The organism is Micrococcus sp. iso_26, assembly GCF_056172975.1.
In genome coordinates this window covers 1-2,233 of the sequence record NZ_JBWBTV010000005.1, presented here as the reverse complement: position 1 = coordinate 2,233, position 2,233 = coordinate 1, and the positions used below count along the sequence as shown (strand labels likewise).

The 2,233-nt window shown below is 67.9% G+C and carries 3 protein-coding genes and 1 pseudogene; 1 reads left to right on the top strand and 3 read right to left on the bottom strand.

Translation table 11 applies throughout. From position 1 onward, the window contains the following. From AC0VX0_RS12195 to AC0VX0_RS12185, 3 genes and pseudogenes are all read right to left on the bottom strand, one after another. Positions 1-218, bottom strand: a pseudogene (locus AC0VX0_RS12195) (hypothetical protein); the annotation flags it as partial. Then, positions 215-952, bottom strand: coding sequence for a 2,3-bisphosphoglycerate-dependent phosphoglycerate mutase (locus tag AC0VX0_RS12190; RefSeq protein WP_063718739.1), 738 nt, complete (start codon positions 950-952; stop codon positions 215-217). The pseudogene AC0VX0_RS12195 and the gene AC0VX0_RS12190, both read right to left, overlap by 4 nt. 5 nt (positions 953-957) lie before the next feature. Further along, positions 958-1,464, bottom strand: a complete 507-nt coding sequence (locus AC0VX0_RS12185; RefSeq protein WP_002854163.1) for a universal stress protein — start codon at positions 1,462-1,464, stop codon at positions 958-960. A gap of 270 nt (positions 1,465-1,734) precedes the next feature. Here AC0VX0_RS12185 and AC0VX0_RS12180 point away from each other — a divergent pair. Continuing rightward, on the top strand, positions 1,735-2,233 hold a 499-nt coding region (locus AC0VX0_RS12180), incomplete at its 3' end, for a recombinase family protein (protein WP_475452156.1).

The window sequence follows — 2,233 nt, the reverse complement described above, 5'->3', positions numbered from 1 at the left end:
ATCCAGAAGATCGACCAACTCACCCCGCCATCGGCAGGGAGCACGCTACTGATGACGTCGCGGAGGGCAGTACCGCCGGCCCCACCGACGGCGACGAGGCCGACGTACCGCCACCGCAGATGCACCGGCCGCATGGTCGTTGCCGGGTCGGAGACGTCGACGTCCGGGTCGGGAGGGAGCTGGTCGTCGGGCATCGGGGTGTCCGTTCGGGTGGTCATGTTCCGCCTTCTGCCGCGACCAGCGCCGCGGCGTGCTGTGCTGCTACCGGATCCAGGAACGCCCCACCCCGCGGGACGAGAGCACCCGTCGGGGCGAGGTGGTACTGCACGGGTTGCCCGGTCGGCAGGTTGAGCTGCTCGAGCTCCGGGTCGGTGAGGTCGTCGATGCATGCGCAGAGTGCGCGGAGCGAGTTCCCGTGCGCGACGACGAGGACGCTCCGCCCTGACCGCACCATCGGCAGGAGCCGGTCGTGCAAGACGGGGCGGACCCGCTTGATGACGTCCGAGAGTGCCTCGGTGCGTCGGAGGGCGCCGTCGGGCAGGCCGCGCAGCGCGGAGCTCGACCGCAGTTCCTCCCACAGGTGCAGCGACATCGGTGGCGGTGTGCCGGTACGGGACCTGCGGAGCCGCACGTACTCGTCGTCACCGAGCATCCGACGGGCGTCGGTCTTCGTCATCCCGGTCAGGGCACCGTAGTTGCGTTCGTTGAGCTGCCACACCGCTTCCGTGGGCAGCTGTGTCCCGAGGGCGTCGCAGACCAGTTCGGCGGTGCGGACGGCACGGCGCAATGTGGAGGTGACCACGACGTCCGGCGTGATGTGGTTCGACCGGAGGAGCTGTCCGGCTGCGGATGCTTGCCGTTCGCCGCGGTGCGTGAGCGGGACGTCGAGGAGCCCGGTGAAGGTGCCGGCTTCGTTCGCGGTGCTCTCCCCATGCCGCAGGAGCGTCAGCATGCCCGTCACGGGGCTTCCGACGGGAGGAGGACGGTGGCGCCGACCGGGTCGTGCGGGACGACCAGTATCGGCCGGTGCTGCTGATGCGTCAGGTGCGCGGCGACGGACCCGGTGAGCAGTTCCGCTATCCGGCGTCGGCCAGCCTGGGATCCGACGACGATCATCACCGCGTCACGTTCCTCAGCCACCGCAGCGAGTGCGTGACTCGGGTCCCCGACGCGGGAGACGAAGTCCACGTCGACCGATCGCGCCGCAGCAAGATCTCTGATGACCCGCATGTCTTCGTCGGGGAGCTGCTGCGGGTCGCTGTCCGCCGTGTCCGGGTCGATCGGTTCGATGATCTCCGACCCGTCCGCACGCACCCCCGCTGACAGCAGCGCCGGATCGACGACCACACACACCAGGCGGGCGCTGAAGCGTTCAGCGACGGCAGCCGCGACACCGACGACGTCGTGCCCCTGCCCGGACTGCACACCGACCACGACAACACCGGCAGTGTTCGACTCGACCATGACATCTCCCTACCTCAGGCGCACAGAAGCGCAACCAGCTGAGATAGGGACTGTTGTCGACGAGTGTCGAGGTTGGGTCCGGCAAGCCCCACTGCCGGGTCCGAAGACACCACCAGTATGCACCCACCACCCCATGCCCGCACCGACGATCTTCCGCACCTCGAGAACCGGTCCGCTTCGTGACGCGGGACGACAGGGAGAGAAGCTTGAAGGACGACACAGAGCGAAGCTGTTCACATCCTTGGACATAATTGACGGAGGGGCTAAGACGTGGTTGGACAGACTGTGGGGTACGTGCGGGTCAGCTCGGCGGAGCAGAACCTGGATCGTCAGCTCGAGGCGGTGGGGGAGTGCGACCGGATCTTCCGAGACAAGATCTCGGGCAGCTCGAGGGCCAAGCGCGCCGGATTGGCGGAGCTGCTGGGGTACGTGCGGGAGGGGGACCTGGTGAAGATCGCCTCGATGGACCGGCTGGGCCGGGACACTCGGGACCTGTACGCGATCGTGGATGAGCTCACCGACAAGGGGTGCGCGGTGCAGTTCGTGTCCGAGCGGATCACCGTGGATAAGTCCGGCACCTCCCCGGTCGACGGGCTCATGTTGGGGATCCTGGCGGCGTTCGCTGAGTTCGAGTGCCGGCGGATCAAGGAGCGCCAGGCCGAGGGCATCGCGTTGGCCAAGGCCCGCGGCAAGTACGTGCAGGCCCCGAAGCTCTCGGACACCGACGTGGAGCAGGCCAAAGCGATGGTAGACATGGGCATACCCAAGT